Here is a 26,326-nt window from a genome sequence, read left to right as displayed (position 1 = left end):
GCGGCGCGAATGTTTGACCAACGAAAAAAACAGACCTATCTCATTAGCTGAACTAATGGCAGAGTTATGCACATGCAGAATTCACTTCCTCCGCTGGGTTGGTTGCGCACGTTCGAGGCCTCGGCCCGGCATCTGTCCTTCACCGGTGCGGCCCGGGATCTGAACATGACCCAAAGCGCCGTCAGCCAGCAGATCAAATCGCTGGAAGGTTATTTGGGCCAGCCCCTGTTTGTGCGCCGTCCGCGCGCGCTGGAACTGACCGAGGCCGGCATCACCTATCTGCCAGTGGTGCGCGAGGCGTTCCGGACTCTGGTGCGCGGCACGAAGGCCGTGACCGGAGCGCAGCAGAACGCGGTGCAGGTGCAAAGCAACATCAGTTTTGCGGTCAATTGGCTGGCCCCGCGCCTGCCGCAGTTTCGATCCGCGCACCCCGAGGTGCAGCTGAACATTTTTACCGAACTGTGGGAACCACGCGAGATGGCCGAAGGCGCCGCGGTGGAAATCCGCTATTCGCTGCGGCCCTCCGATACGGTGCGCACCGAATTGCTGCGGACCGATCACTATTACCCGGTCTGCGCCCCTGGTTACGAGGTGACACTGGACACGCTGCAGCAGCAGCCGCTGTTTGACTGTTCCAACCTGATGTCCAACTGGGCAAGTTGGGCAGAGGATCAGCCCCTGAACTGGAAAAACCCGCCAATCACCTATTCGACCACCTATCTGGTCAGCCTGTCCGTGGCGATGGCCGGAGGCGGGTTGTGCCTGACCCATGACACCATCGCCCGCGACCTGATCCGGCAGGGGCGATTGGTGGCCCCATTCGCCCACCGCGCGGTGATGCCCGAGGCCTATTACCTGCTGTTATCCCCACAGGCCGAGGAAACTCCGGGGGCACTGGCCTTTGCCGATTGGCTGCGGCGCGAGATGGAAACGGACCGGCTGATGTGACCGGGGCACTCCCGCCCATCGTCAATGTCGCTGCGCGACATTTCCTCTGGTTGGGCCGGGCAGCGCTGACGCGCTGCGTGACGGTTTGATGATAGCTGTGCGCTGGGGGTTGCACCTTTTTGCGCATTCGGGAAAGTTGAACCATGGAATACACGCCCTTCCCCAGCTGGCCCGATGTCGCCCCTCAATTGATTGCAGTCGCCGCAGGACGCGAGGCCGCCGATATGGTTATTCGCGGCGGAATCTGGGTCAATGTCCACAGCCGCGAAACGCTGCCCGAACACGACATTGCCATTGCGGCGGGGCGCGTGGCCTTTGTCGGGCCGGACGCGTCGCATTGCATTGGACCCGACACACAGATCATCGAAGCAAAAGGCCGTTACATGCTGCCGGGCCTGTGTGATGCCCATATGCACATCGAATCGGGCATGTTGACCCCGGCCGAGTTTGCCCGCGCAGTGATTCCGCATGGCACCACCTCAATGTTTACCGACCCGCATGAGATTGCCAATGTGCTGGGGCTGGACGGTGTGCGCATGATGCATGACGAAGCGCTAATGCAGCCGGTGAACATCTTCACTCAGATGCCGTCCTGCGCGCCCTCGGCACCCGGGCTTGAAACCACGGGTTATGAGATCACCCCTGAAGATGTGGCCGAGGCTATGAACTGGCCAGGCATTATAGGGCTGGGAGAGATGATGAATTTCCCGGGTGTGATCCATGGCGACCCGAAGATGCTGGCCGAGATTGCCGCGACCCAACGGGCGGGCAAGACAGTGGGCGGGCATTATGCCTCGCCGGATCTGGGGCCTGATTTCGCAGCCTATGTCGCGGGTGGCCCGGCCGATGACCATGAAGGCACCTGCGAAGCCGACGCGATTGCCCGCGTGCGGCAGGGGATGCGGTCGATGATGCGGTTGGGTTCGGCCTGGTATGACGTCGAAAGCCAGATCACGGCCGTGACCGAAAAGGGGCTGGACCCGCGCAACTTTATCCTGTGCACCGACGACTGCCACTCTGGCACGCTGGTCAATGAAGGGCATATGAACCGGGTGGTGCGCCACGCGATTGCCTGCGGATGCGATCCGCTGATTGCATTGCAGATGGCGACGATCAACACCGCGACCCATTTCGGACTGGAGCGGGAGATCGGCTCGATAACCCCGGGGCGTCGGGCGGATATCATTCTGAGCTCGGACCTGACTGAGTTGCCTGTTGAGGTCGTCATCGCCCGCGGTCAGGTCATCGCCCGGGATGGCGCGATCACAGTGGACTGCCCGCATCTGAATTGGCCCGAAACCGCGCGCAACACCGTGCATCTGGGCCACGCCCTGACCAAGGGGGACTTCGAAATCAAAGCGCCCAACGGGGCCAACCGCGTACAGGCCAATGTGATTGGCGTGGTCGAAAACCAAGCCCCGACCAAAGCATTGAAGGCGGAATTGCCGATCATTGGCGGGCTGGTCGAAGGCGAAGGCGAGGTCTGCCAGATCGCGTTGGTCGAGCGCCACCGCGCGACCGGAGGGGTGACGAACGCTTTTGTCTCGGGCTTCGGATACCAAGGCAAAATGGCCATGGCCTCGACCGTGGCCCATGACAGCCACCATATGATTGTGGTTGGCACCGACCGGGATCAGATGGCGCTGGCGGCAAACCGTCTGGCCGAGGTTGGCGGCGGCATCACCATTTTCCGCGATGGAGAAGAACTGGCGCTGGTGGAGTTGCCGATTGCCGGGCTGATGTCCGACAGCCCCGCTGCTGAAGTGGCCGCTAAGGCGGACAAGATGGTCGAGGCGATGCAGGCCTGCGGCTGTCAGTTGAACAACGCGTATATGCAGCACTCGCTGCTGGCATTGGTCGTGATCCCCGAGCTGCGGATCTCGGATCTGGGACTGGTGGATGTGCGCACTTTTGAAAAGATAGACCTTCTGGAACCACTTGCATGACAATAATAAAAACTCCTGACGTCCCGACGCCTGAAAAGTTCACCGACCCCGCCGCCGCCGTGGCCCGTCTGGAAGGGCTGTACGAGAAGGCGACGCAGTTCCTGTGCGACAGCTTTGCTTCGGCCATGGAACAGGGTGCCCCGACCGAGCGGTATCGGGCCTTTTACCCGGAAATTCGCATCAAGACCTCCTCCTATGCGCAGGTCGACAGCCGGCTGAGCTTTGGTCACGTGTCCGAACCCGGAACCCACGCCACAACAGTGACACGGCCCGACCTGTTCCGATCCTACCTGACGCAACAGATCGCCCTGCTGATCAGGAACCATGATCAGCCGGTGACGATTCAGGCCTCGGACACCCCCATCCCGGTGCATTTCGCAGTGGCCAACAACCGCGATCTGGTGGTGCCGCATCAGGGTGCCGCCGGGTTCACCCTGCGCGATGTGTTCGACGTGCCGGACCTGACCACGACAAATGACGACATCGTCAACGGCGTACATGACATAAACGACGTGATTGGCCCGCTGTCGCTGTTCACCGCGCAGCGCGTGGATTACTCATTGGCGCGGCTGTCACATTACACGGCAACCGATCCCAGCCATTTCCAGAACCACGTCCTGTTCACCAACTACCAGTTCTACGTGTCCGAGTTCGAAAACTACGCGCGCGAACAACTTGCTGATCCGGACAGCGGCTATACCAGTTTCGTCTCGACCGGGAATGTCGAAATCACGACCCCGGACGGCGTGCTGGAACAACCGCTGAAACTGCCCCAGATGCCGACCTATCACCTGAAGCGTGCGGATGGAGCGGGGATCACACTGGTCAATATCGGGGTCGGTCCATCGAATGCAAAAACCGCCACCGACCATATCGCGGTACTGCGCCCGCACGCCTGGTTGATGGTCGGCCACTGCGCGGGCCTGAGGAACACGCAGGCGCTGGGGGATTTCGTGCTGGCCCATGCCTATCTGCGCGAGGACAAGGTGCTTGATGACGATTTGCCGGTTTGGGTTCCGATCCCGCCGCTGGCCGAGGTTCAGGTCGCGCTGGAAAGTGCTGTCGCCGAGGTGACCGAACTGGAAGGCTATGAGCTGAAACGGATCATGCGCACCGGCACCGTTGCTTCGGTCGACAACCGCAACTGGGAGCTGCGCGACCAATCCGGCCCGGTGCAAAGGCTCAGCCAATCCCGCGCGATCGCGCTGGATATGGAAAGCGCCACCATCGCCGCCAATGGCTATCGGTTCCGGGTGCCATATGGGACTTTACTGTGCGTGTCCGACAAGCCTTTGCACGGGGAATTAAAGCTTCCCGGCATGGCTTCGGCGTTCTATACCACTCAGGTCAGCCGCCATCTGGCGATCGGAATACGCGCGATGGAGCACCTGCGCGGCATGCCGTTGGAGCGTCTGCACAGCCGGAAATTGCGTTCGTTTGACGAAACGGCCTTTCTCTGAAGCAAAAAAGCAACGTTTTCCCCCTATTTTTAGTGTTTTCCGCGCTACTATTCGTTGTGTTCGCCCACAATATCCCGTTACAGTTACGCGGTGAGGCCCTATGTTTCGGGCACGTTAAGGAGACCAAGAAATGGCAAAGCCTATGACAAAGACTCAGCTGGTGGCTGCTCTCGCTGAGGAAATGGGAACGGACAAAAAAGCCGCGAACGCTGCGCTTGAGGCCATGACCGGCCTGATCACCCGCGAAGTTTCGGCCGGTGGCGCAGTGACCCTGCCCGGCGTTGGCAAAATCTATTGCCGCGAACGCCCCGAGCGCATGGTGCGCAACCCCGCCACAGGCGAGCAGTTCAAGAAAGAAGCGGACAAAGTGGTCAAGATGACCATCGCGAAAGCTCTGAAGGACAGCGTGAACGGCTGATTTCAGCTTTCACTGCGAAATGATCAAGGGCCGCCGCTTGGGGGCCCTTTTTCTATTTTACCCTTACTACTTCGTCTTTCGTGTTTGTAGACTTTGAGCCCAGACCTCCTGCGTCGCAGCACGTGGGCAAATGTCAGCTATACAGACTGAGCGGCGATAGCAGTGATCTCAATGAGCGTTACTTCATCGCCCAAGTCGGCGCCCACACATGCTCTTTGAGGCCAATTCTCTTCTGGTCCAATCCAATCACACCAGACGTCATCCATTGCCGGCTTCATTGTCATGTCGCTTAGAAACACCGTGACTTGAAGGAGGGCATGTTTTCCACTGCCCATTTCGGACAGCCTGTCTTCCAGAAAACGGAGGCAATTGCGTGTCTGGACTTCAATTCCCTCCGCGGCGTTCGGGTCATAGGCGACAAGAAAACACATGCCGTTGAAAGCCACGGCGTCACTTCGCCCCTGCGCGCTGCTTAAAGCTCGTTTTATGGGCATATTGTGTATCCGAACGTTTTGTAATTACAATTACATCATAACAGACATTGCCACCGGGTGAACGGATGTCCGCTTCGTCCGCATAACTGCCATTGTGGACGTTGGATCATGCAACAGCGGCGAATGGCGGCTCAGTGGCCTGACCTGCCCCGAACGTTGTGTCCTTGCGTCCCAAAGGGCGTTTCCGGCTCTAGCCACTGCCATTTATTGTGTCGCTGCCTGCTAATAGCCGCGCCGCGCAATAGTAATCCAATAAGCACACTTCAATCTTTGTCACAGTGCTTCCGTATTGCTTCCGGCAAGCCGAACGGCATGAAGCGCGCTCTACGCGCATTCATGTAAGAATTTGTTCTCATTGAAAAAAGTGGTGAGCCGTGCAGGATTCGAACCTGCGACCCACTGATTAAAAGTTCTATGGATCTAGCAGTAATGCCCAGCGTTAGCTGGATAACCTATTGTAATTCAACAATATAACTAGCCGTGTTGTGTCCTAAACCTTTCCGCTTAATACATACAGTAGGCCCACTATTAGGCCCAATTTCCCACACCTTTTTCTGATCTAAGGCATTGTATTTTCGCCATAGTTTGTGGGCGAAAAGAACCCGCCAGTCACTGCGGATTTTGGTACCTTTTGAAGAAAGCCGCCTTCCACTCTGAAACTTCTTGGCAGTGTCGGGTGCCTTACCCCTCGCCCTGACCAAGGCCACACAATACCCTCAACATTTGCCCGATCAATTTGACAGATGCTGCGTAACGCAATCTTGAAAAAACCAAAGGTCGGCTTGCTACGGCAACCGCTTTAAACCCTGCACACAAATTCGACCTTAAAAGGAAGAATGATCGCCTCAAGCCACTTCGCCTGAAAACCAAATGGCGCAGTGAACGGCATTTGCTGTGGTTCTTCCACTCCACCTTGCGACAGCAATCCAATCAAATTGAACATTAATAAGGAGGCCACGTGAACAACGTGACGCTAACATCACCTGAAGAATTAAGAGAAACCCTGAACCAAGCACATATGTCTACATTAGATCGGTCTACGACAACTGAGGCTGCAAAAAACTTCGTTTCAGAACTCATATGTCAAACTCTAACATATGAAGCGCAGTATCACCCTCGAACACGTGCTAGGCGACGCATCGACTTGGACAACTTCAAACTGGCCGTTGGTGCAATGGCTGCTGACTTGATCAAGCACAGCGACAACGTAGCTTCCAAGGGCTATATGTATCGACCAGCCGCCAAAGACGAACTGGCACAGACCTTGGTGAGCAGTGATGCCCTTATCAAGCTTCGAACCTACTGGATAGGAATGGGGCTGATGGAGGAAACCGGATTTGCGCATTTCCAAGCATCCTATGTGGCCAATGACCAGACCCAGACATATGAAAAGGCTAGAAGGTTCAGAGCCACGCCACGGCTATTGGAAATGGCTCAGAATTACCAACTCACTGCGGCTAACATCTCGGAGCATTTCGAGCGCAGTCACAAGCACGTCAATGTGCTGCAAGTGCGTGGCTCCAAAGGCAGTAACTATGCCCTTCCGCAGCGGGGAAAACTCATCAAACAAAGCGGCATCAAGTTTCAGGAACGCAGAGCCGAAGTGGAAACCCTCAACAGACAGTTGGCCCGTCACAGGTTCAGTCTGTCAGACAAACCGATGCTGAGGCGTATCTTCAACTGCGGAGACAGGAAAGGCTTCGACTTCAATCTCGGAGGTCGCTTTTACTGCGCCTCTGACGACGATTGGATGCAGATGCCGAAGGAAAAAAGGAGAGCTATTCTGATCGATGGTGAACCGACTTGTGAAATTGACGTTTCTTCCAGTCAGCTATCCATCCTGTACGCAATCAAAGGCGAAACCCTCGCTTATGATCCTGATCCTTACCAGATCGACGGGATACCCAGAGAGGTCACAAAACGGATCGTTGTCGCCTCTATCGGGCGGGGCAAACCCCCATCCCGTTGGCCGAGGTCCTTCAACGAAGACTTCATTGCCGAACATGGCTACCACCCTAGGGATCGGTACAAGCTGAAGGACGTGGTTTCATCGGTTTTGGTCCGACACCCCATCCTGTCCAATCTTGAACCGGACAGACTAGATTGGGCTGTTTTGCAGTACGAAGAAGCAGAGTGTTTTTTGACAGCTATGCAGCGCCTCTATGAGTTGCACGAGATACCGTCTCTTCCGGTTCATGACAGTCTGATCGTAAGGGAACGGGATCACGAGTTGACACTAGATGTGCTGAAGGATGCGTACAAGGAACGACTCGGTTTCATACCCCAAGTTAAGACGAACATGGGTGGCGGCTTTGCTATGGTGGCTTAGGGGCTTTAGAAAGTTACCTTATGTTACCCCATAGGTATGGTACCTTGTTGGGGGGGTATTATCCCCCCTGCTAACAAGTCATCCTACACGTTGTCCTATAAGAAGTATCTTAGGCATTACTTGGCAGCATAAGAAAAAAGGTAACGTTCGACCAAGAATTCTATTTTATACAAGGCAAAGTAATTACTGCATTTTTTCGGTCTTGATATGGTATCCGCACAACAAAAAACCCAAGACGCACCGCCGCACTTAGTCACTAGTGACAAGTATAGCCCGACCTGCAATGTTCATGCCAACAAGGTAGGAATCTAGATGCCAACAATGACCGAAAATCTCCCCAATAGGGTGAGAAAACTAACTAAACCTAGGAGCTCTGCACAAGCCTTGCAGCCTTTCTTAGAGGCTGTGAGCAATTCAATAATGGCCATTGACGACCGCGAAAGTGTCTTTGGCGATGCTTCGAATGGCGCCATACACATCGCTGTGTCTGACCTCGGCACGGACGAGGTCAAAATTGAAGTTAGGGACAATGGGATTGGCCTAGATCAAGATCGCTACAAGGCATTCTGCGAGATTGACACTGACTATAAAGAAGGGCGTGGTGGAAAAGGCGTTGGCCGCCTCTACTGGCTAGACGCCTTTAAAAGAATCGAAGTAATTTCCCAATATCGCACAGGCACAAAGCTCGCCCGACGGGCATTTGAGTTTCGTTTGACCCACGAAGATCAAGTTTTAGAGGTCGATGACGCAGAACACGACTTTGGTCCAACCGAGACGGGCACAATTGTTCGATTTTCTGGCTTGCGCCAAGGCCCCTATTCAGAACACTTTCCAAAACGCGCGGCTACAATAAAAGTCTATCTTGCCGCAGAGTTCATTTCAAACTTCCTCAGCAAGGTCGGTCCAGTAGTTCACTTAACCGCGACGACCAAAGGAGGTACTCTACAATCTGCGACATTCCCCAAAGATGTTTCAGAGTTGGTTGCCCGAGGACCAGAAGCCGTCAACAAGATCAAGTTGAGTGACGGCTCGAACCTAGATGTTACCTGCTTCTTGTGTGACAAGAAGGCGAGTTCAGGGTTGGTTGGCCGCCATCAGGTTCATCTGCTCGGCAACGAACGCACAGTTGAAAGCCGAAATGTTGATGATCTCGTGGCAATTGGCCCACTAAAATCAGAAGAAAATGAAGACTTAGCGCTCCATGTTCTGGTTAGTGGGGAACTTCTGAACAGCAATGTTTCTGAAAGCCGCACTTCCTTTTCTCTTACGGAAGGAGAAGTCTCGGACATTGTTAAAGAAGCAGTAAAATCTGCTCGATCCGGGTTCATCTCGGATCAACTTGATGAATTTGATCAAGCACGGCGTGCTACGTTCGAGGAATTCCTGAGGCAGCAACCAATATTTGGTTATGCCAACAAGGATGAGATATTTGCCTCCTTACCTGCCAACGCAAAGAGCCCTGAGGACTTCGTTAGCAAATTGGCCCTTCCTCGTTTCCGCGCTGAACAAAAGAGAGAAGAGGCGCTTTCATCTCTCGTCGAGAAAGTAGTTTCGGGAGATGAAGTACCTGAAGACTTTGGTGAAGTTGTGCGTCGTGCAGCAGAAGGGGTGCAAGACAATGAAAGAGTTGCCCTCGGGCATCATGCGGCGCGCAGGAGAGTGGTTCTGGATTTAATGGATCAACTAATCAGACGGCTTCGCAACAGCCCTGATCGGGACAAGAACCACGTGGAAAACACCCTCCATTCATTGCTAGTTCCTATGCGAGTGAATGCCGCCAACCCGGAAGAAGAAGAAAGCGCTGCTCATGATCTTTGGCTGCTGGACGAACGCTTAGCATTTGCTTCAGGTTTCTCCTCAGACAAGAGATTAGCAGCCGTTCTGGAAGATAGTGACAGTGACCTCAGGCCAGATGTTCTGCTCTGGGACGTGCTCTACGGCCTAGGGCCAGTCGGTCAACAAGGTGGGGAAGAAGAGGTTGAAGATACGGAGCCCCTGTCAACGGTCTTTATCGTGGAACTCAAGCACCCTGGCCGTGAAAACTATAAACCAGAGGAAAGAATTGAAGACCAGATACGTAGATACGTCTCTGAGATAAAAGACGACAAAATCGAAAGTTTCGGCCGTAGAAAGGTAAGCGTCACAAAAGACTGTCAATTTCATTGTCTGGTCGTGGCAGATTTTCACGGGAAGCTAAAAGAAGAAGTATCGGGCTGGGATTATATTCACAATCGAAGGGGAAGAGAGAGGCGGCTTGGCGGAGATCATTCGAATGTAGTCATACAGGCAGTGGAGTGGGACTATGTCCTTTCCTCATCACGGCAAGCAAATAGGGCACTGTTAGACGCAGCAGGATTGGACAGGCCACGCAAAACAGATTTTGTGAAGCAAAGTTCAACTGAAAACGACTATCTTGTTGATGTTGCTCAGACGCCAAAAGCTGCGGAATGAGCGAGAGCACTTCTTTGTAGCCTAGTTGTTGATGTCATAGATAGATGGGCCTTTCCCAAAGAAGGCCCTAAGCCTCATTTCTGGTTTGGGCCGCGAACAGGCCAATGCTGCTACGGTATTTTATCCCTCGGGCAATAACCGTTAAGGGCTAATAGCGGTCACCCGGCCATTTCTACTAACCTTCCGGCGGATTTGCTCTGAGCCGATCGATATTCAAACAACAACAATAACAACTCTTAAAACCCCCGCTTTTTGAAGTCGCTTTCCGAACCCCCCGCCCCCTCTTCATTCTGAAATGAATTCTCTCTGGCCAACTGCCCAGCGCAAATAGGCTTCCTAGCCTATGCCAATAGACCTTACCCATATGGCATACGCAGTGGAAATGCTGTCACTGAGAACTTCGGGTTGCCTGAGCGTGTCTGAGTCGTGCGGCCATCGGAATGACTGCAAAGCGGGCAGATCGGTCACTTGATACTTCGCCTTAGCGCTTCAATGATCATTTCAACATCGAAAGGTTGGTCCAACTCATTTATGTCTGTCGAGCCACGAGTTTTGGTAGTCAATCCACCGCCTTTGACACAATCGATCGAATGTTGTTTTCCTTGAGTGAGGAACGTCGCCGGATCGGCCATCGAGGCGACCAAGCCCTGAATGCACTTTACAATAACTTTATGATTTTGTTCGTCAATTGCCTTCTGGAATTCCGCTGGACTCACATAGCTATTGCCTTGATGAAAGTGTGTGAAAGTAAACGCACCATGCTCAAGAAATGATAACTCCCATGACTTTTCGTCATGCATTGAGGAGCATAGACCGTCATACAAACGAACGGTTTCTTCACGACCTTGAAGAGCGACCATTGCCTCAAAGAGAAAAGCGCCCGAGTGACAGCTGTCGAGCATCATGCTGATCCCTCGGATTCCCTTATCGGACGCCATGTTTTCTTCGATCAATGAAACGTAATCAGCGGCTGAAAGCGCCTGATCGCGCAGGACTAAGGCTCCGGACTTGGGTAAGCCATGACCTGCGAAGTAAAGGTCAATTCCGGTCTCGCCTTGCGGGAACACGCTCAATTCTCTCGAAATATTTTCAATCGCGGCTTCGAAGTCAGAGAGCGTTGGGTCCAATAGCAATACGTGGGCATCTTTCGGAACCAGTTCATCAATCGACCAGTTGTCAAATGCTAGTTTTGCGTCCGCTGACGTGAACTTCAGCTGAGCTCCGGAGCGACAGCGCATTTCGCCATAGACAGTCTGTTCGGGTGGAGGGTTTTCGGGGCCGGCGCAAGCAACAATCAGGCTTCCAGAATATCTCCTATCGTACACTTCGACCTCACCTGTTGCGTGTTAACAGATCATCTTTGATCGGTATTTGAATGTCCACAAAGGGCTCAGAGCAGCCATCCGCCGATTTTTGCCTGTCTTTCGACCTGTCCCACGGGATAAACGGCAGTTGTGCGGACGGAGCTGTCGTTCGTTTTAGCGCTGCCAAGGTCTGCTGTCGGCGCTATGTGTTGCTCGGTTGAGCGATCAAGACTAATAAAACAGCATGCGAGTCTACAAGTTTTATCCTGCTAAATGGGGCCTCGAAGCTTTGTCGAAGCGTCGCCTCAAAGTATCCCCGATTGACGAATTGAATGATCCATTTGAGTATCTATCACTTGATCTGGGAGATAAGAGTGTACGCGCTTGGGCGAAACAATTCCGGAATTTAGTCTCTAAAGAAAACGGGATCATCTCTTTTTCTAGAAATTGGTATCAACCTTTGATGTGGGCACACTACGCGGACTCGCACAAAGGCCTCGCGCTTGGTTTTGAAGTTCCTGACAGACTGCTATTCGAGATCAATTATGTCGAAGATCGGATCAAACCTGCAAGCGATGTCGATAATTCCAAGTCTTCGCTGCAAGGCTTAATCCACCAGTTGCTGCGAACAAAGCACAAAGAGTGGTCGTACGAAGACGAGTATCGGTTGGTTCGTCCCTTAGAGAACTGCGTTAGTGAAGATGGCAAGTTCTTTGCTGCTTTCAACGAAATCACAGTTCTGAAAGAGGTTGTCATCGGTGCTAGGTATGAGGCTTCAAATTCCGAACGACTCTATTCAGAATTGAAGTCTGAGGGGGTCACTTTTCAAACGGCTAGAGCGGAGTTTAAGGGGTTTCGCATGACTCCCCAAAAGTCAGCTAAGCTTCAAAAACACCTTTGAGTCTCTAGAACTAAGACTGGCGCATTTACGGACATTGGTTTTGCATTCAGCATCGGGCAACTAGGGCTCAATGCGGTCATCCGACCATTGCCGTCAGCTTTCCATCCGATGTGTTGTGAGGTGGCCGACTTCCAAACAACAACAATAACAACACTTATAACCCCCGCTTTTTGAAGTCGCTTTCAGACACCCCCGCCCCCTCTTCATTCTGAAATGAACTCTCACCGGCCAACTGCCCAGCGCAATAAGGCTTCCCGGCCTCTGCCGATAGATCTTGCCCGTGTGTCAGCCTCAGAGCGTGGCGCAAATGTCTGTCTATGGAGTCGGTTTCGACTTTTGGCAGACACCCTGCCGCAACTTCCTAAACATCATTGGCAGACAAGGAGACCATCACATGATGATCGGATATGCACGTACGTCGACACTGGAACAGAAAGCATCCCTAGAGGCTCAGAGGGAGTCACTGAGGGGCGTAGGGTGCGAGAAGGTGTACGAGGAACAGGTAAGCTCTGTAGCCCTCAGGGAGTCCCTCAACGCCGCTATGGAGTTCTGCCGGGAGGGAGACGTTCTGGTGGTGACCAAACTGGACAGGCTGGCCCGGTCTGTGAAGCATCTCGGCGAAATTGTGGACGACCTAGAAGCTGGGAATATTGGCCTTCGGGTGCTGAACCTAGGCTTGGATACGTCAAATGCTACCGGGAAACTGATGCTGAATGTTCTGGGTTCCGTGGCTCAGTTTGAGCGGGAGATGATGCTGGAACGCCAACGGGAAGGCATCGCCAAGGCGAAGGCAGAAGGCAAGTATAAGGGTAGGAAACCGACCGCTAGAGCCAAAGCGGCTGAAGTTCGGCAAATGCTTCAGGAAGGCAAAAGCAAACGTGAAACTGCCAAGTGTTTGGGCATCTCAGAGCGTTCTGTATTCCGCGTCATCCAAGACGCCCACTAACTGAATAGCCAGAAAACAAGCGACGATTTTCTGTGCTTGTGACCAACCCATCACGTTGGGGAAGGCCACTCTCTAAGTCGCAATCCATCGCCTAGTAAATCAATCAAACGCAAGGCACTAAGTCTGTCTCGCTGATCAAGGTTGCTGGCTCATTTCAACGGGCATTGGCCCAAAGGAAAGTACAAATGACAAATCTTGTCACACACCCCACCATAAAAGAACCGAGCAAACGAAAAGCTGATCTATCCCTGAGAAACATCAATAGAACCAGACGCAAGAGGAACGAGGAATCCGTGGGCGACTACTTAAACATCGGCCTCCTACTTAGCGAAACCGCATCTCAATTCCAAAGCACCCGAAAGTACGGTGAATTCCTCAAATCCGAATTCCCCGAACTCATAAAGAGTATGGATTCTCCGCTGCGCAGCGCTTGCAAGTGGTTGTACGAGGCCATTTATGTCCCGGGATCAGAGGGTTCAGACATTCTGGAAGTTCTGGACATTGATGATATTGCGGACTTCAGATCATCACACCCGACGGTAATCAAAAGGGAATATAGAAAAGCCTTGAAAGCTAAGAAGGGCGTGAGAAACGATAACGCTTTATCTGCGGACGAAGACAAATCACAGACCGGCGTAACTGCAGCGCCCAATGCCGCACCCCCGAAACGGTAAAAACCCGCTCGCGCCTTGGAGCATTGCCGCGAGACAGCGGGACTAAGCGTTCGAGATACCCAGACGGAAAGGCCATCCCATGCTCTCTGAGAAACGCAGAGAGAGGAACCGAAGCAACCTAGGTGCGCGTCTCAAAGATGCCCGACTGAAGAAGGGATACACTCAAAAGGCTTTGGCAAAGGCATTGGGTGTCGAAAACCATACTATGATCAGCCAAATGGAACTTGGTTATATGGCAGTACCTTCGAACCTGTGGGTGCCGCTTGCCGAGACCCTCAATATGGATCGCTACATCTGGGTGCTTCTTTGCACCCAAGAATATCATCCCGATATGCATCGGTCGCTCTTTGGCAACCTGAGCCGCCGGGAAATAGCGAACTTCTTGGATGCCCTGCACAGTGGGCAACTGAATGACCTGCTGAAACAGCAGAACTAACAACCCAAACCAAAATCCACACCTAGAAGGCCTGACCTCTGCTTTGCACAACGCAACGCGGAGCGATTTGGCGTGTCCGATGTTCGGATGCGCCGGGTCTTCATGGTGCCTTCAGAAAGAATCCCATGAATATCTTCAAACGCAAAGGCAGCCCGTACTACTACTACAAGTTCATGATCAGCGGGAAGGAGTACAAGGCCAGTACCAAGCGCAAAGACCAAGCTGGTGCTAAGCGCGTCATGATGGCCGAATACAACAAGGTCATGGACATTCGTCAGCATGGCGAGAAACCGGAAATAACGCTCCGAGACGCCTGTGCGCTCACGGTGGCCAGCGTCCAACGTCGGACCAAAGAAAGCTACCAATATAACATGAACAAAATGCTGGGGCTGACCAAGGCCTTCCACGGTCGCTGGTCGCTTGATCCGGACCGTCCACTTTCTTCTTTGACCGATGACGACGTGGATGACCTCAGAATGGCACGTCAGGAAGAAGGTATGACAGCAAACACGATCAACGGCGAACTTCGCTTTCTCAAACGAGTGAACAACCTTTGCAAAAAGAGGTACAAGGTGAACCCTGATCTGGAATTCAAATTGGAACGTGGCTTTGTGAAGTGCCGTGTGCTGTCTGACTTGGAAGAAGAAGCCATCCTACAGGGCCTCAACGCCAAGGCATCTGAGGGGAACGCGGCATATCAGAAGGCGGCCGATCTGTTCGTCTATCTCATCGATACAGGCGTTAGGCTAAACGAAGCTATTTTGGTTGAGTGGGCAGACATTGATATGGAAAACCGGGTGATCGATAACTTTAACCACAAAACCAAGAAGTCTGTGTTTGTGCCGATCAGTGACCGGCTTTACGATGTTCTGAAGAGGCTTAGTGAGCAGCCAAAGCCATTCGTCTCCATGGATAGAGCCGTCAAGAATCTTAGGAACGTCATAAGGGAGAACTGTCCTTCCAGCGCCCGTGTGTTGGCGGAGAAAGGAACGGCAACTATTCACTCCTGCCGGGATACCTATGCAACCCGAATGCTGAACAAAGGTATGAGGCTTGAGGAAGTATCCCATCTGTTGGGACACGCTACAGTCACTCAGACACAGAAGTATGCCAAGTTCGCAAATTTGCCGACAGCTGATAAAGCGCGTGAAATTCTCAACGCGGCCTGAGCCAAAATTCGAACTGGCCCAAATCCCGACCCAGTATGGACTTGCTGTACTGGGTCAACCCTAACCGGCACCCTGCATCTCTTTGTTATTATTGAAAAAAGTGGTGAGCCGTGCAGGATTCGAACCTGCGACCCACTGATTAAAAGTCAGTTGCTCTACCAACTGAGCTAACGGCCCACTCTTTTGTCTGGATCATGTCGATCCGTGGCGCTCTCTAAGGCATTTTCCCGACCGGGTGCAAGTCCTTATTTTGCGCCTCGTTTCGCCATCACTTAACTTGTTTCCGGCGTCCCGATAGGCGGCCTAATTAGGCAGGTGGCGCGGGGGGGTCAACCCCTTTTTTAAGGAATCTTCACCGCAGGGTGGATTCCTTTCCAGTGCAGGGTTATATGCGCGCCATGCAACGAATACTGACCTCCGGTTTGCCCTTCATGAAGATGCACGGGCTGGGCAATGACTTTGTCATTGTTGATGCGCGCGCGCAAAGCGTTGAGATTACGCCCGACCTGGCAAAAGGAATCGGGCACCGGCAGTTCGGTGTCGGGTTCGACCAGCTGGCGGTGATCGAAAACGGCGAATCGGATGCGCATCTGGTGTTCTACAACGCCGACGGATCGACCTCGGCCGCTTGCGGGAATGCCACGCGCTGTATTGCGCGTTTCCTGATGGAAGAAACTGGCAAATCCGAACTGACGCTGACCACAGAACGCGGCACCTTGTACGCACGCGATGCGGGTAAAGGGCTGACCTCGGTCAACATGGGGCCGCCGCAGCTGGACTGGCACGAGATTCCGCTGGCCGAAGAGGTGGACACCTTGGAGCTGCCGATCGAGGGTGGGCCAACCGCCACCGGGATGGGCAACCCGCACTGCACCTTCTTTGTCGAGGACGCCGAAGCCATCCCTCTGACGGAATTCGGCGCGCGCTACGAATACCACCCGCTGTATCCCGAACGTACCAATGTGCAGGTGGCACAGGTCATCGGCCCAGACCACATCCGGATGCGTGTGTGGGAGAGGGGCGTGGGCATCACGTTGGCCTCGGGATCTTCGTCCTGTGCAACCGCCGTTGCCGCCGCACGGCGCGGCCTGACGGGACGCAAAGTGCAGATCGATCTGGATGGCGGCACCATCTGGATCGACTGGCGCGAGGATGGCGTCTGGATGACAGGGCCGACTTGCCATGTTTTCTCGGGCACTCTGACACCTGAATTCCTGAGGTCATTGGGATGAATCCCCCCAAGTTCACCACTCTGGGCTGCCGCCTGAACGCCTATGAGACCGAGGCGATGAAGGAGCTGTCGCAACAGGCAGGCCTGACCGACGCGGTCGTGGTGAACACCTGCGCGGTAACAGCCGAGGCAGTGCGCAAGGCACGGCAGGAGATTCGCAAGCTGCGGCGCGAAAATCCCAATGCTCGGCTGATCGTAACCGGCTGTGCCGCTCAGACCGAACCCGAGACGTTTTCGCGGATGGAAGAGGTTGATGCGGTCATCGGCAATACCGAAAAGATGCAGCCCGACACCTGGAACGGCATGGCAGCGGATTTCATCGGCCAGACCGAGGCGGTGCAGGTCGATGACATCATGTCGGTCTCTGAGACCGCAGGCCACCTGATCGACGGGTTTGGCACTCGTTCACGCGCCTATGTGCAGGTCCAGAATGGCTGTGACCATCGCTGCACCTTCTGCATCATCCCCTATGGCCGCGGCAATTCTCGCAGCGTCCCTGCGGGCGTTGTGGTGGACCAGATCAAGCGGCTGGTGGACCGGGGCTACAACGAAGTGGTTCTGACCGGCGTTGACCTGACCTCATGGGGCGCCGACCTGCCGGCACAGCCGAAGCTGGGCGATCTGGTCATGCGGATTCTCAAATTGGTTCCCGACCTGCCGCGCCTGCGGATCAGTTCGATCGACTCGATCGAGGTGGACGAGAACCTGTTGCACGCCATCGCAACCGAGCCGCGCCTGATGCCGCATCTGCACCTGTCGCTGCAACACGGGGATGACCTGATCCTGAAACGGATGAAACGCCGCCACCTGCGTGACGATGCCATCCGCTTCACAGAGGAGGCCCGCAAACTGCGCCCCGAAATGACCTTTGGCGCCGACATCATCGCCGGCTTTCCGACCGAGACGGACGCGCATTTCGAAAACTCACTGAAGCTGGTCACCGACTGCGACCTGACCTGGCTGCACGTCTTCCCTTATTCCAAACGCGAAGGCACCCCTGCAGCCCGCATACCGCAGCAGATCAATGGGAACATCATCAAGGACCGTGCCGCCCGGCTGCGCGCCGCAGGTGAGGCTCAGGTCGCCAAACACCTGACCGCCCAGATCGGCAAGACCCATCACATCCTGATGGAAAATCCGCATATGGGCCGCACCGAGCAATTCACTGAGGTCACGTTCGGAGCACCTCAAACCGAAGGGCAGATCGTGACGTCCAAAATTTTCGGTCGCTCAAACACACAACTGACTGTCTGAGCCAGAACTAGCCCAACGACGGACACCTGATATGGCAGAGAAAATGGATTCTGATGAGGAACGGAAATCGATTAACGGGGCGGTTGCTATTTTTAGTATAATCTGGATTTTGTTTGTTATTTGGGTTGTTTTCTTTCCTCAACACCTGCCCATAACTAAAATCCGCTATCTTGCATACCTCTACATAGTTGTGTGGTGGCCTGTCGCTTTCATGGCGCACTCATCCAAGAAAAGCCTAAAGTAGTCGCTCGGTTAGAAGAATACACGGCCCCCGAAACAACGCGTGATGGTTCGGGTGTAGCTTTCGAAGCGCTTAAACAAAAAAGCCCGGTGCTGAGCACCGGGCTTTCAAAGTCTTGGTGGAAGTCCGATCAGACGGTCTTCTTGCCTTTGACGCCTGCCCACAGACGCTTGTTGACCAGGTACAGCAGGACCGACAGCAGCGACAGGAAGATCACGCCGACGAAGCCCGAGTATTTGCGCTCCATCATCTTCGGCTCGGCCGTCCACATCAGGAAGGCAGCGACATCTTCGGACAAGGCCTCAACCGTGGCCGGGTGACCATCGGCAAACTCGACCTGATCGTCGGACAGCGGCGGTGCCATCGAAATCCAGCCGCCGGGGAAGGCGGTGTTTTCGTACAGAACCGTACCAGCCTCTTCTTTTTCATGGCCGGTGTAGCCATCCAGCAGCGAGGCGATGTATTCCGCGCCGCCCATGCCTTTGAAGAACTGGTTGATACCCAGACCATAAGGTCCGTGGAACCCGGCGCGGGCCTTGGCCATCAGGCTCAGGTCCGGCGCGCCAACACCGTCATTGGCCGGGAAGTGGTCGGTCGGGATCGCCGGGCGGAAATCGTCCAGCTCAGGATCGAACACTTCGAAGTTGCCCGCCGCATAAGCGATGACTTCTTCTTCCGAATAGCCAAGCGCCTCAAGGTCGCGCAGGGGCACGTATCTCAGACCGTGGCAGGCTGCGCAGACCTCGGTATAGATCTGAAGACCACGCTGCAGCTGGTTCTTGTCCCAGGTGCCGAAAGGCCCTTCGAACGAGAAGTGGAAGTCCTCGATATGCTGCTCGCCGCCGCCTGCTGCGAAGGACGCAGCAGGAGCAAGGGCCAGAGCAAACGCGGCACCGATTGCAAGTTTCTTGAACATGTTTCCGGTCCCTCTTCTTACTCGGCCGGCGTGGCGTCGGCGTCAGCCTTGCCATAATGCGCGTTGAAGTCTTCTTCGATGGTCTCGGGCTGTGCCAGAGGCTTCTCGATCACGCCGAGGATCGGCAGGATCACGAAGAAATAGGCGAACCAGTAGGCAGACGCGATCAGCGAGAAGGTCGCATAGGGCTCTTCCGCGGGCATCGCACCCAGCCACATCAGGGCGAAGAAGTCGATGATCAGCAGGTAGAACCACCATTTGAACATCGGGCGGTATTTGCCCGAACGCACGCTCGAGGTATCCAGCCAGGGCGCCAGGGCCATGGCCAGGATCGCACCGAACATCGCGATCACACCAAAGAACTTGGCGTCGACGATGCCGCCGGTGATGAAGCTGGCGAACTGAACAACCCAGACCTCACCGGTGAAGGCACGCAGGATCGCGTAGAACGGCAGGAAGTACCATTCAGGCACGATGTGCGCAGGTGTGACCAGCGGGTTGGCTTCGATGTAGTTGTCCGGGTGGCCCAGATAGTTCGGCATGAAGCCGACAATCGCCCAGAACACGACCAGGATCACGGCCAGCGCGAACAGGTCCTTGATCACGAAGTAGGGCCAGAAGGGCAGCGTGTCTTTCTCGGCCTCGGCTTTCGAACCACGGCGCACTTCAACACCCGTGGGGTTGTTGTTGCCGGTGGTGTGGAAAGCCCAGATGTGCACGATGACCAGCGCCGCAATCACGAACGGCAGCAGGTAGTGCAGCGAGAAGAAGCGGTTCAGCGTGGCGTTGTCCACCGCGGGTCCGCCCAGCAGCCAGGTCTGGATCGCGTCGCCCACAAACGGGATCGCGCCAAACAGGCCGGTGATCACGGTCGCACCCCAGAAGGACATCTGACCCCAGGGCAGAACGTAGCCCATGAAGGCGGTGCCCATCATCATCAGGTAGATCAGCATCCCGATGATCCACGTGATTTCACGCGGGGCTTTGTACGAGCCGTAGAACAGGCCACGGAAGATGTGGATGTAGACCGCAACAAAGAACAGCGACGCGCCGTTCATGTGCAGGTAGCGCAGCATATAGCCGCCATTCACGTTGCGCATGATGTGTTCGATGCTGGCGAAGGCCAGATCAACATGCGGGGTATAGTGCATCACCAGAACGATACCGGTGACGATCTGCAGCGCCAGGCAGAACGCCAGGACGATGCCCCAGATCCACCACCAGTTCAGGTTCTTCGGTGTGGGGATCATGATGGTGTCGTAAATCAGGCCGACGATAGGCAGTCGGCTGTTCAGCCACTTCTCACCGTTTGTCTTCGGCTCGTAATGATCGTGGGGAATTCCGGACATCTGGGTCTCCCTTAGCCGAGCTTGATGGTTGTCGCGTCCACCCATTCAACGGGCGGAACGGGCAGGTTTTCGGGCGCGGGGCCTTTGCGGATACGACCGGCAAGGTCATAGTGCGAACCGTGGCAGGGGCAGAACCAGCCTCCGAAATCACCGGCATCGCCCAGAGGCACACAGCCCAGGTGCGTGCAAACGCCCATCTGTACGATCCATGCACCGGGAGCTTCGCCTTCGGGCGAAGGCATCACGCGGTTGGCGTCGGTTGCGGGGGCATCAGCGGGCAGGTTGAAATTGCGCGCCAACGGATCAGGCAGTGCGTCTACGCCTTCAGCGTCCTGCTCCTGAGCCTCTTGAATCTCAGCACCGGTACGGTGACGGATGAATACAGGCTTACCCAGCCATTTCACGGTCAGCTGCGTGCCCGGCTCGACACCGCTGACATCCTGGCGAATCGAGGACAGCGCCTGAACGTCTGCCGATGGGTTCATTTGGTTGATCAGGGGCCATACGGCTGCACCCGTCGCAACGACACCTGCGCCGCCAGCGACGTAGTAGAGGAAATCTCTGCGGGTGCCTTCGTTGTCTTCTGCGTGGGACACGAGGTTTTCTCCGATTCCGGCGCCCGCGGTTGCGGGCAAACATGCATCAGCACCGCATCAAAGCGGCGTCTCATCGCGGCTATCTAGCCGGGAGAAATCGGTTCGTCCAGCGGTCATAGGCGCGCACTACGCCGCATGTGGGCATTCATGTCACAACGAAGGGGTGATTTTTCAAGATTTGGACGGGTTTAAGTGGGGAAATCCGCCAATCGGCAGAATTCGCATCCATGTGATTCGGGGCGTGCGAATACGGGTCACCAGGATCGGTCATCCCCGCATCACAGGCCGCCTGATCTGCAAATTTCTGACCCATTTTCGCCATGCAATTTCCCACTTTCGGGAAATCCGTGACCGCGAAAAAACTGAGTTGAAAATAGATATTTTGTAGGAGCTTACGCAGACCTGATTTCGATTGCACTTTTAGCGGGAATCTCCGAAGGGCCGATTAATCCCAACCTCAGCAGGACGTTTTCCATGCCAAAACTCATTCCAACTGCGTTGACTCTTACAATTGCCCTTGCGTCACATGCCGCAGCTGCCGGTGACCCGGCCAAAGGTGAAAAACTCTATAACCGCTGCTCTTCCTGCCACGCGATCATCAAAGACGGTGAGGTTCTGGTCAAAGGCGGCATCACCGGGCCGAATCTCTATGGTGTGGTGGGCCGCGTCGCCGGAGCCGAGAATGACTACCGCTATGGTAGCGAGCGTCTGCCCGTCGGCATGTTCACCGATGACATGATCCGCGCCGGTGATGAAGGTCTGATCTGGACCGAAGAAAACATCGCCGCCTATTCGCAGGACCCGATCGGTTTCATTCAAGAATATCTGGATGACGAGACCGCGCGCCCGAACATGAGCGTCAAGCTGAAGAAAGGCGCCGATGACATCGCGGCCTATCTCGCCACGTTCAGCGCCCCCTGATTTTTGATCCGGCGCTGGCCTTGCCTGTCACGGCCAGCGCTTCTGAAGCCGGGCTCAGCCCTCGGGGCGGGTCGCTGCCATGCTGGGGCGTTCGTTGAACGCGGCAAACCATTCGCTGAGCGCATCATTGCCTTTGCGCCAGTTCCGCGCGTCGTGGCGCAAGTCCAGATAGCCCAGCGCACAGGCCACGGCCACCTGCCCCATATCCAGCGGCCCCGACAGATGCGCCATCCAACGCTGGTTCAATGCGGCACAAGCCCGTTCGATCTTGCCCCATTGCGCGTCCAGCCAGGTGTCCCACTGTTTGTCCTCGGGGCGCAGGCGCGCCTCATAGGTCATCCCAACCGCCGAATCCAGAATACCGTCAGCCAGCGCCTCCAACGTCAGCACGTCCCAGCGCCCGGAGCCCTCGGTGTACATTCCCGCCTTGGCACGCGCATCCAGAAACGCGCAGATCACACGGCTGTCAAACAGGGTCGGGCCTTCGGGCCGCTCCAGCGCCGGAATGCGTCTCAGCGGCACCTTGCCCTGCAGCTCGTCCGCCGGGGCCAACGGAGTGGTGGCGACGTTCAACACCTCGACATCTTCAAGCTGGCCGGTTTCGTGCAGCAAAACCATCACCTTGCGGACATAAGGCGAGGTTGGACTGTGATAGAGTTTCATTCGCGCTCTCCTTGGTTGCAGCGACCTTACAGGACGACCATGGAAACAAAACCCGTCAATTGGCCGGGGCGTAAAGCCTCTTGCAGAAGTGAACGCGCCTTGGCACATTCCACCCCGTTCTCAGGGCGGGGTGAAATTCCCCACCGGCGGTATGCGGGCTTGACCCGTAAGCCCGCGAGCGGCCCCGTTGATCGGGGTGTCAGCAGATCTGGTGAGAGGCCAGAGCCGACGGTTACAGTCCGGATGAAAGAGAACGTGCAGCGTGCCGGTAATGCGGTGCGTCTGCTCGTGATCGCCTTGGGTGACGTGTCATGCCGGGCTGGCAGCGAAAAGTGGGAATCTGTTTTCGCGACCGCCAGCAGGCCACCAAACCGAAAGGAGATCATGATGACACACACCCGCTATGCTTTTATCAAAGCCAACTGGCATTCCGATATCGTGGACCGCGCGCTGGACGGGCTCCTTGAACTCATCCCTGCCGAACAGGTCGATGTCTTCGACGTCCCCGGCGCGTTCGAGATGCCGCTGCTGGCCCGCGATCTGGCCCAAACCGGCCAATACGATGCCATCGCCTGTGCCGCTTTTGTGGTGGATGGCGGCATCTACCGGCACGATTTTGTGGCACAAGCCGTAGTCGATGGCCTGATGCGTGCCGGATTGGACACGGGCGTTCCCGTCCTCTCGGTCTCGCTGACCCCGCATCAGTATCAGGAAACCGATCACCACAACGCCATCTACCGCGATCACTTCGTGGAAAAGGGGCGCGAGGCCGCGCAAGCCGCCCTTATGATCGCCAAAACCCGCGCCGAACTAACCCGTGCGGCATAGGCACACTTGGTTGGGGCGCCCCTGCCCCAACCGCAAATCCGCTTGAGGCCACGGGCCTTGCCCGCTAATCACAACCCTCAAAGGAGCACGCCCCATGTCGATGAACAGCTTTGGACACCTCTTCCGCGTCACCACCTGGGGTGAAAGCCACGGGCCCGCTTTGGGTGCCACCGTCGACGGCTGCCCTCCGGGTGTGACAATCGACGAAGCGATGATCCAGCACTGGCTGGACAAGCGCAAACCGGGGCAGAGCAAGTTCACTACCCAGCGGCGTGAACCTGATGCGGTCAAGATTCTGTCCGGCGTGTTTGAAGGCCAGACCACCGGCACGCCTGTGCAGCTGATGATCGAGAACACCGATCAACGCTCGAAAGACTACGGCGATATCATGGAGAAGTTCCGTCCGGGGCACGCCGACATCACCTATTGGCAGAAATACGGCATCCGCGACTATCGCGGTGGCGGGCGCAGCTCGGCCCGTGAAACCGCGTCGCGGGTCGCCGCAGGTGGCTTGGCGCGTGAGGCGATCAAGCAGATCGCGCCCAATGTGCAGATCACCGGCTATATGACCCAGATCGGCACGCACAAGATCGACCGCGCCAATTTCGACTGGTCGCAGATTGAACAGAACCCGTTCTGGACGCCCGACGCGCAAGCCGCTGAAGACTGGGCCGTGTATCTGGACGACCTGCGCAAATCCGGCAACTCGGTCGGTGCGGTGGTCGAGGTCGTGGCCCGCGGCGTTCCCGCCGGGCTGGGCGCACCGGTTTATGCCAAGTTAGACACTGATCTGGCCGCAGCGATGATGTCGATCAACGCCGTCAAAGGTGTCGAGATCGGCGAAGGCATGGCTGCCGCCGAACTGACCGGCGAGGCCAATGCCGACGAGATTTTCATGGGTCAGGACGGCCCGCAATACAGCAGCAACCACGCGGGCGGCATTCTGGGCGGCATTTCGACCGGGCAGGATGTTGTGGTGCGGTTTGCGGTCAAACCGACCTCGTCGATCCTGACCACCCGCAAGACCATCACCAAGTCCGGCGAGGAGACCGAGATTATTACCAAAGGCCGCCACGACCCCTGCGTCGGCATCCGCGCGGTGCCGGTGGGTGAGGCGATGATGGCCTGCGTGATCCTCGACCACCTGCTGTTGCACCGTGGCCAGATCGGAGAGAACCGTGGACGGATCGGCTGATCTGCGCACACGCCTGCGCGCCGTCGTCGCGCAGCGGATGGAAACCGATCCGGCACATGACCTGGCCCATCTGGACCGGGTCTGGGTGAATGCTCAGAACATCGCGGATGAGGTAACGGACCGGTCCGTGTTGCTGGCCGCCTGTTACCTGCATGATCTTGTCAATCTGCCGAAAGACGACCCCGAGCGTCATCTGGCCTCGCGCAAGTCGGCACAGCGTTCAGAGCCTGTTCTGCGGGAACTGGGCTATAACGACACCCAAATCAGCGCGATCCAACACGCCATCGAAGCGCATAGTTTCTCGGCCAATATCACGCCCGAAACGCCCGAGGCCTGCATTCTGCGCGATGCGGATCGGCTGGACGCACTTGGGGCCATCGGGGTTGCACGGAACTTCTCCGTCTCGGGCGCATTGGGGCGGACACTGTATGATGCGGCCGATCCTTTCGCCGCAAACCGCCCGCTGGATGATCTTGCCTTTTCGATCGACCACTGGAAGGTCAAGCTTTTGGCACTGCCGGATGACATGCTGACCAAAGGTGGCGCGGCCTTGGCGCGGCGACGAACCCAACGGATGATCCGGTTTCTGGAAGAGTTCGCCGACGAGATCGGCCACCCTCTGCCCGCCGACTGGTCAAACTCCCGCACCGGTCATTGATCTTTGACAGCCAAAAGCGCAGGGTCGCGCCGATGGCAAAACCCTTAACATCGCATCGACCTGTGCTGGCCGTATCACTGAAACTCAGCGCGCTTGTGCTGTTCACGGCAATGCAGGCGCTTGTCAAAGCGTTGTCGGTCGATTTCCCGCCCGGAGAGATGGTGTTTTTCCGCTCGCTTTTTGCGGTTCCGGTGATCATCGGCTGGCTGGTCTATCGGGGTGAGCTGGTGCAGGGGTTGGTGGTCAAAAAGCCGATGGGGCATTTCTGGCGCGGCGTTCTGGGCACCAGCGCCATGGGCCTGACCTTTACCGGTCTCAGCCTGCTGCCCCTGCCCGAGGTTACGGCGATTGGCTATGCCACCCCGATCTTCACCCTGATTCTGGCCGCAATCATGCTGGGCGAGCGTATTCGCATGATCCGCATTGGCGCTGTTGCCATCGGCCTTCTGGGGGTGCTGATCATGATCTGGCCACGGCTGGGCGGCAATAACATGGACACCGCCGCCACCATCGGCGCGCTCTGCGTATTGGCGGCCACCATGGCGCGGGCCTTTGTGCAGATCCACATCCGGCAATTGGTGCAGGTCGACCATCCCGCTGCGGTGGTCTTCTATTTCTCGCTGACCGCCACGCTGCTGTCATCCCTGACCGCCTTTTGGGGCTGGACAATGCCGACGATTGAACAGGCTCTAATATTGGCTTTTATGGGGCTGATCGGCGGTGTGGCGCAAATTCTGGTGACCTCGTCCTATCGCTTTGGACAGGCCTCGATGCTGGCGCCCTACGATTACACGACCATGCTGTTTGCCATTATCATCGGCTATGTGTGGTTCGACGAGTGGCCGACACTTGTCATGCTGGGCGGCGCAGCGCTGGTCATTGCAGGCAACGTGCTGGTTATCCTGCGCGAACGCCAACTGGGCGTGGATCGGGGCAAGGACAAATCGGCCCCGGACCCAAAGGCCTGATCTTTACCTTTGGCAAACTTCGCTTAGGTT

At 55.9% G+C, this 26,326-nt stretch carries 24 protein-coding genes, 1 tRNA gene and 1 riboswitch; of the genes, 18 read left to right on the top strand and 7 right to left on the bottom strand.

Features of this window, described 5'->3' with window-relative positions; genetic code table 11:
• Positions 1–72: 72 nt before the first annotated feature.
• The 4 genes from GOX88_RS18310 to GOX88_RS18295 all read left to right on the top strand — a co-directional run bounded on the left by GOX88_RS18310 (position 73) and on the right by GOX88_RS18295 (position 4,772).
• Positions 73–948 carry a LysR family transcriptional regulator gene (locus GOX88_RS18310; RefSeq protein ID WP_170405114.1) on the top strand — a complete coding sequence of 292 codons (876 nt, stop codon included), beginning with the start codon at positions 73–75 and terminating at the stop codon, positions 946–948.
• A 143-nt stretch (positions 949–1,091) separates the two neighbouring features.
• On the top strand, positions 1,092–2,894 hold the full coding sequence (gene ade / locus GOX88_RS18305) for an adenine deaminase (protein WP_170405111.1): 1,803 nt from the start codon (positions 1,092–1,094) through the stop codon (positions 2,892–2,894).
• A complete protein-coding gene (locus tag GOX88_RS18300; RefSeq protein WP_170405108.1) occupies positions 2,891–4,354 on the top strand; it encodes an AMP nucleosidase in 1,464 nt (487 codons plus the stop codon). Before ade ends, GOX88_RS18300 begins: the two co-directional genes overlap by 4 nt.
• A 130-nt stretch (positions 4,355–4,484) precedes the next feature.
• Positions 4,485–4,772 (top strand): HU family DNA-binding protein, encoded by a 288-nt coding sequence (locus GOX88_RS18295; RefSeq protein WP_039533371.1) that lies wholly within the window; start codon positions 4,485–4,487, stop codon positions 4,770–4,772.
• A 137-nt stretch (positions 4,773–4,909) separates the two neighbouring features.
• On the opposite strand, the gene GOX88_RS18290 is transcribed toward GOX88_RS18295, so the two are convergent.
• Positions 4,910–5,266 (bottom strand): RidA family protein, encoded by a 357-nt coding sequence (locus tag GOX88_RS18290; RefSeq protein ID WP_170405105.1) that lies wholly within the window; start codon positions 5,264–5,266, stop codon positions 4,910–4,912.
• A 958-nt stretch (positions 5,267–6,224) separates the two neighbouring features.
• On the opposite strand from GOX88_RS18290, the gene GOX88_RS18285 reads away from it, so the two are divergent.
• Positions 6,225–7,595, top strand: coding sequence for a hypothetical protein (locus GOX88_RS18285; RefSeq protein ID WP_170405102.1), 1,371 nt, complete (start codon positions 6,225–6,227; stop codon positions 7,593–7,595).
• Between the two features lie 420 nt (positions 7,596–8,015).
• The gene (locus GOX88_RS18280; RefSeq protein ID WP_170405099.1) at positions 8,016–10,046 is read left to right on the top strand and encodes an ATP-binding protein; all 2,031 of its coding nucleotides are present in this window, start codon (positions 8,016–8,018) and stop codon (positions 10,044–10,046) included.
• 464 nt (positions 10,047–10,510) lie between these two features.
• Here GOX88_RS18280 and GOX88_RS18275 read toward each other — a convergent pair whose 3' ends face one another.
• On the bottom strand, positions 10,511–11,371 hold the full coding sequence (locus GOX88_RS18275) for a hypothetical protein (RefSeq protein WP_170405096.1): 861 nt from the start codon (positions 11,369–11,371) through the stop codon (positions 10,511–10,513).
• A 223-nt stretch (positions 11,372–11,594) separates the two neighbouring features.
• Here GOX88_RS18275 and GOX88_RS18270 point away from each other — a divergent pair, with 223 nt between their 5' ends.
• The 5 genes from GOX88_RS18270 to GOX88_RS18250 all read left to right on the top strand — a co-directional run bounded on the left by GOX88_RS18270 (position 11,595) and on the right by GOX88_RS18250 (position 15,476).
• On the top strand, positions 11,595–12,251 hold the full coding sequence (locus tag GOX88_RS18270; protein WP_170405093.1) for a DUF2971 domain-containing protein: 657 nt from the start codon (positions 11,595–11,597) through the stop codon (positions 12,249–12,251).
• Between the two features lie 394 nt (positions 12,252–12,645).
• A complete protein-coding gene (locus GOX88_RS18265) occupies positions 12,646–13,197 on the top strand; it encodes a recombinase family protein (RefSeq protein ID WP_170405090.1) in 552 nt (183 codons plus the stop codon).
• Positions 13,198–13,382: 185 nt separating this feature from the next.
• Positions 13,383–13,871, top strand: coding sequence for a hypothetical protein (locus tag GOX88_RS18260; protein ID WP_170405087.1), 489 nt, complete (start codon positions 13,383–13,385; stop codon positions 13,869–13,871).
• 79 nt (positions 13,872–13,950) lie between these two features.
• Positions 13,951–14,307 (top strand): helix-turn-helix domain-containing protein, encoded by a 357-nt coding sequence (locus GOX88_RS18255; protein WP_170405084.1) that lies wholly within the window; start codon positions 13,951–13,953, stop codon positions 14,305–14,307.
• A 125-nt stretch (positions 14,308–14,432) separates the two neighbouring features.
• Positions 14,433–15,476 (top strand): tyrosine-type recombinase/integrase, encoded by a 1,044-nt coding sequence (locus GOX88_RS18250; RefSeq protein WP_170405081.1) that lies wholly within the window; start codon positions 14,433–14,435, stop codon positions 15,474–15,476.
• A gap of 101 nt (positions 15,477–15,577) precedes the next feature.
• Here the strand turns inward: GOX88_RS18250 and GOX88_RS18245 are convergent.
• Positions 15,578–15,653 (bottom strand) — tRNA-Lys (locus GOX88_RS18245).
• 212 nt (positions 15,654–15,865) lie between these two features.
• Between GOX88_RS18245 and dapF the strand changes: the two genes are divergently transcribed.
• Both dapF and mtaB read left to right on the top strand, forming a co-directional pair.
• On the top strand, positions 15,866–16,708 hold the full coding sequence (gene dapF / locus GOX88_RS18240) for a diaminopimelate epimerase (protein WP_170405153.1): 843 nt from the start codon (positions 15,866–15,868) through the stop codon (positions 16,706–16,708).
• Complete coding sequence (gene mtaB, locus GOX88_RS18235) at positions 16,705–17,961, top strand: tRNA (N(6)-L-threonylcarbamoyladenosine(37)-C(2))-methylthiotransferase MtaB (protein ID WP_170405078.1); 1,257 nt, start codon at positions 16,705–16,707, stop codon at positions 17,959–17,961. The genes dapF and mtaB overlap by 4 nt, the downstream gene beginning before the upstream one ends.
• 371 nt (positions 17,962–18,332) lie before the next feature.
• Here mtaB and GOX88_RS18230 read toward each other — a convergent pair whose 3' ends face one another.
• The 3 genes from GOX88_RS18230 to petA are packed head-to-tail and all read right to left on the bottom strand — an operon-like array spanning position 18,333 to position 21,063.
• On the bottom strand, positions 18,333–19,118 hold the full coding sequence (locus tag GOX88_RS18230; protein WP_170405075.1) for a cytochrome c1: 786 nt from the start codon (positions 19,116–19,118) through the stop codon (positions 18,333–18,335).
• 17 nt (positions 19,119–19,135) lie between these two features.
• Positions 19,136–20,467, bottom strand: a complete 1,332-nt coding sequence (gene petB / locus GOX88_RS18225) for a cytochrome b (RefSeq protein WP_170405072.1) — start codon at positions 20,465–20,467, stop codon at positions 19,136–19,138.
• An 11-nt stretch (positions 20,468–20,478) separates the two neighbouring features.
• Entirely contained in the window at positions 20,479–21,063 is a 585-nt protein-coding gene (gene petA / locus GOX88_RS18220) for a ubiquinol-cytochrome c reductase iron-sulfur subunit (protein ID WP_170405069.1), read from the bottom strand.
• Positions 21,064–21,537: 474 nt separating this feature from the next.
• On the opposite strand from petA, the gene GOX88_RS18215 reads away from it, so the two are divergent.
• On the top strand, positions 21,538–21,984 hold the full coding sequence (locus GOX88_RS18215; RefSeq protein WP_170405066.1) for a c-type cytochrome: 447 nt from the start codon (positions 21,538–21,540) through the stop codon (positions 21,982–21,984).
• A gap of 54 nt (positions 21,985–22,038) precedes the next feature.
• Here GOX88_RS18215 and GOX88_RS18210 read toward each other — a convergent pair whose 3' ends face one another.
• Positions 22,039–22,647 (bottom strand): glutathione S-transferase, encoded by a 609-nt coding sequence (locus tag GOX88_RS18210; protein WP_170405065.1) that lies wholly within the window; start codon positions 22,645–22,647, stop codon positions 22,039–22,041.
• A 112-nt stretch (positions 22,648–22,759) separates the two neighbouring features.
• Positions 22,760–22,906: riboswitch (FMN riboswitch) on the top strand.
• Positions 22,907–23,031: 125 nt separating this feature from the next.
• Between GOX88_RS18210 and GOX88_RS18205 the strand changes: the two genes are divergently transcribed.
• The 4 genes from GOX88_RS18205 to GOX88_RS18190 all read left to right on the top strand — a co-directional run bounded on the left by GOX88_RS18205 (position 23,032) and on the right by GOX88_RS18190 (position 26,296).
• Positions 23,032–23,475 carry a 6,7-dimethyl-8-ribityllumazine synthase gene (locus tag GOX88_RS18205; protein WP_302478202.1) on the top strand — a complete coding sequence of 148 codons (444 nt, stop codon included), beginning with the start codon at positions 23,032–23,034 and terminating at the stop codon, positions 23,473–23,475.
• 94 nt (positions 23,476–23,569) lie between these two features.
• Positions 23,570–24,670 (top strand): chorismate synthase, encoded by a 1,101-nt coding sequence (aroC, locus tag GOX88_RS18200; protein WP_170405059.1) that lies wholly within the window; start codon positions 23,570–23,572, stop codon positions 24,668–24,670.
• Positions 24,654–25,328, top strand: coding sequence for an HD domain-containing protein (locus GOX88_RS18195; RefSeq protein ID WP_170405057.1), 675 nt, complete (start codon positions 24,654–24,656; stop codon positions 25,326–25,328). Before aroC ends, GOX88_RS18195 begins: the two co-directional genes overlap by 17 nt.
• 32 nt (positions 25,329–25,360) lie before the next feature.
• A complete protein-coding gene (locus tag GOX88_RS18190; protein ID WP_170405054.1) occupies positions 25,361–26,296 on the top strand; it encodes a DMT family transporter in 936 nt (311 codons plus the stop codon).
• Positions 26,297–26,326 lie beyond the last annotated feature (30 nt).

The sequence above is a fragment of the Ruegeria arenilitoris genome (genome assembly GCF_013030985.1).
In the GTDB taxonomy this organism is placed as follows: domain Bacteria; phylum Pseudomonadota; class Alphaproteobacteria; order Rhodobacterales; family Rhodobacteraceae; genus Ruegeria; species Ruegeria arenilitoris_B.
The sequence above is the reverse complement of the archived record's forward strand: the minus strand, read 5'-3'. Positions and strand labels throughout refer to the sequence as shown.

What these genes read in the sequence shown, in the direction of transcription:
- GOX88_RS18310 (WP_170405114.1), top strand. Translation starts at nt 73, where the DNA reads ATGCAGAATTCACTTCCTCCGCTGGGTTGGTTGCGCACGTTCGAGGCC.
- ade (WP_170405111.1), top strand. Translation starts at nt 1,092, where the DNA reads ATGGAATACACGCCCTTCCCCAGCTGGCCCGATGTCGCCCCTCAATTG.
- GOX88_RS18300 (WP_170405108.1), top strand. Translation starts at nt 2,891, where the DNA reads ATGACAATAATAAAAACTCCTGACGTCCCGACGCCTGAAAAGTTCACC.
- GOX88_RS18295 (WP_039533371.1), top strand. Translation starts at nt 4,485, where the DNA reads ATGGCAAAGCCTATGACAAAGACTCAGCTGGTGGCTGCTCTCGCTGAG.
- GOX88_RS18290 (WP_170405105.1), bottom strand. Translation starts at nt 5,266, where the DNA reads ATGCCCATAAAACGAGCTTTAAGCAGCGCGCAGGGGCGAAGTGACGCC.
- GOX88_RS18280 (WP_170405099.1), top strand. Translation starts at nt 8,016, where the DNA reads ATGGCCATTGACGACCGCGAAAGTGTCTTTGGCGATGCTTCGAATGGC.
- GOX88_RS18270 (WP_170405093.1), top strand. Translation starts at nt 11,595, where the DNA reads ATGCGAGTCTACAAGTTTTATCCTGCTAAATGGGGCCTCGAAGCTTTG.
- GOX88_RS18265 (WP_170405090.1), top strand. Translation starts at nt 12,646, where the DNA reads ATGATGATCGGATATGCACGTACGTCGACACTGGAACAGAAAGCATCC.
- GOX88_RS18260 (WP_170405087.1), top strand. Translation starts at nt 13,383, where the DNA reads ATGACAAATCTTGTCACACACCCCACCATAAAAGAACCGAGCAAACGA.
- GOX88_RS18255 (WP_170405084.1), top strand. Translation starts at nt 13,951, where the DNA reads ATGCTCTCTGAGAAACGCAGAGAGAGGAACCGAAGCAACCTAGGTGCG.
- GOX88_RS18250 (WP_170405081.1), top strand. Translation starts at nt 14,433, where the DNA reads ATGAATATCTTCAAACGCAAAGGCAGCCCGTACTACTACTACAAGTTC.
- dapF (WP_170405153.1), top strand. Translation starts at nt 15,866, where the DNA reads ATGCGCGCCATGCAACGAATACTGACCTCCGGTTTGCCCTTCATGAAG.
- mtaB (WP_170405078.1), top strand. Translation starts at nt 16,705, where the DNA reads ATGAATCCCCCCAAGTTCACCACTCTGGGCTGCCGCCTGAACGCCTAT.
- GOX88_RS18230 (WP_170405075.1), bottom strand. Translation starts at nt 19,118, where the DNA reads ATGTTCAAGAAACTTGCAATCGGTGCCGCGTTTGCTCTGGCCCTTGCT.
- petB (WP_170405072.1), bottom strand. Translation starts at nt 20,467, where the DNA reads ATGTCCGGAATTCCCCACGATCATTACGAGCCGAAGACAAACGGTGAG.
- GOX88_RS18215 (WP_170405066.1), top strand. Translation starts at nt 21,538, where the DNA reads ATGCCAAAACTCATTCCAACTGCGTTGACTCTTACAATTGCCCTTGCG.
- GOX88_RS18210 (WP_170405065.1), bottom strand. Translation starts at nt 22,647, where the DNA reads ATGAAACTCTATCACAGTCCAACCTCGCCTTATGTCCGCAAGGTGATG.
- GOX88_RS18205 (WP_302478202.1), top strand. Translation starts at nt 23,032, where the DNA reads ATGATGACACACACCCGCTATGCTTTTATCAAAGCCAACTGGCATTCC.
- aroC (WP_170405059.1), top strand. Translation starts at nt 23,570, where the DNA reads ATGTCGATGAACAGCTTTGGACACCTCTTCCGCGTCACCACCTGGGGT.
- GOX88_RS18190 (WP_170405054.1), top strand. Translation starts at nt 25,361, where the DNA reads ATGGCAAAACCCTTAACATCGCATCGACCTGTGCTGGCCGTATCACTG.